Below are 2103 nucleotides of genomic sequence, written 5' to 3' on the forward strand. Positions count from 1 at the left end.
GGCCGAGTACCCGAAGAATTTCTTCTGGCGTGGTCGTGCCGGCCTGCACCCGCTCCACGGCGTGGTGGACGATGCTGCGCAGCCCTCGTTGCCGGGCCTGACGGCTGATTTCGAGAACACTGGCGCCGCTGCCGATGCAGTCCCGCAAGGAGTCATCAAGGGTCAGTATTTCGTAAATGCCGAGGCGACCCTTGTAGCCGCTGCCATGACAGGTATTGCAGCCCTGGCCACGGCGGATTTCGCCGATATTGGCAAAGGCTTTGCCCAGGCGGGAAATGACGGCCGGGTCCGCTGCTGCCGGCTGGCTGCAATCCGGGCAAACGCTGCGCACCAGGCGCTGGGCGATGATGCCTTCGAGGGCGGTGGCGACAACATAGGGCTTGAGACCGAGATCGAACAGCCGGGCAATGGTGGCGACGGCCGAGTTAGTGTGCAGGGTCGAATAGACCAGGTGGCCGGTCAGCGCGGCGTGAAAGGCAACCTCGGCGGTGTCGAAGTCGCGGATTTCACCGAGCAGGATGACGTCCGGGTCCTGCCGAAGCAAGGCGCGCAGGACGGCCGGGAAGGTTAGCCCGATTTTTTCGCGAATGAGGACCTGGCCAGCCATGTCGAGGTAGTACTCGACCGGATCCTCGATGGTGACGTAGTTCTTGTCGGGCGTCGCATCGTGCTGAAGCAGCGAATAGAGCGTCGTCGTCTTGCCGCTCCCAGTCGGGCCGGTGGCCAGGATGATGCCTTGCGGCTTGGCTACCATGTCGCTGACGCGACGCAGATCACTGCTTGAAAAACCGAGTTTTTCGATGGTATGCACGGTCGAGTTGCGGTCGAGGATGCGCATGACGATTTTTTCGCCATTGATCGTCGGTAGCGTGGAAATGCGCAGGTCGACCATGCGCATCGGTGTCTTGACGGTGATGCGGCCATCCTGCGGGCGACGCCGTTCGGAGATGTCGAGTTCCGACATGATTTTCAGGCGCGAGACGAGCGACTGATGCAGATGGTGCGGGATATGGATCTTGTCGGCGAGCACGCCGTCGATCCGGTAGCGCACGACAACGCTCTTGGTCCGCGGCTGGATATGGATGTCGGAGGCACCCAGGCGGATGGCTTCGAGAATGATCGCATTGGCCAGCCGGATGGCCGGTGGCGCCTCGGTGTCGCGCAGCAGGTCTTCGAGCTTGGCGGCGTCGTCTTCCTCGATGACGATCTCGATGCCTTCGTAGGGGTCGGGCGAACTGACCAGGGTTTCCAGTTCCTTGAAGTCGACCTCGCCGCCGCCGTAGATTTCATCGACCTTCTTGCGGATGGCCGCCATGTCGGCGGTCACGGCATTGATGTCGAGGCCGGCCGTAAAGCGGACTTCATCGATCAGCCCTTCGTCGAGCGGGTCGGCCATGGCCAGCAACAGGCGGCGCCCGTCGAGCTTGAGCGGGACGACGCCTTGGCGCACGCAGAAACTGCGCGGGATCAGATCGGTCAACGCGGCATCGACCTGGAATTCCGGCAACTGCACTTCCTCGATCATCATGTCGGTTTTCAGGAGTTCCCTGATTCGGCGTTCGGGAACCCAGTCGTGCTCGAGCAACAGCGTGATCAAGGGCTCCTTGCGCCGTTCCTGCTGCAGGGTCAGTTCCTGTAACTGGGCATCGGTCAGCAGGTTTTTCTTGTGCAGCATGATGCCGAGCCGGCTGCGGTGGGTCGCGGCGAGCCGGGACAGTGCCGAGATTTCCTTGGCCTTCTGTTCGTTTTCGGCGCGCAGGCTCTTGTTCCGGCTGATCAGGTCGAACTGTTCGAGGGCCAGGGCCACCGTGACGCGCAGGTCGTCATCGTTCCACGGCTTGAGGATGAATTTGTAAACGGCGCCTTCGTTGATTGCGCCCATCACCGCATCGGTGTTGGCGTGGCCGGTGAGCATGATGCGGATGGTGTCCGGCGAGCGCTTTTTGACTTCCTGCAGGAACTGCGCGCCGTTCATGCCGGGCATCATGAAATCGCTGATGACCAGATGGATGGCGCCGGTAGCGAACTTTTCCAGGCCTTCCCTAGCGCTCCAGGCGGTGATGACTTCGTAGTTTTCCTGGTGAAAGACGCGCGCCAGCGCCT

At 61.8% G+C, this 2103-nt stretch carries 1 protein-coding gene; it reads right to left on the reverse strand.

The window, feature by feature from the left end; genetic code table 11:
• Positions 1-2103: ATPase, T2SS/T4P/T4SS family (locus tag ADADOO_RS17290; RefSeq protein WP_511278763.1), on the reverse strand; the 2103-nt coding region annotated here is incomplete at both ends.

Source organism: Azonexus sp. (genome assembly GCF_036170495.1).
Taxonomy (GTDB): domain Bacteria; phylum Pseudomonadota; class Gammaproteobacteria; order Burkholderiales; family Rhodocyclaceae; genus Azonexus.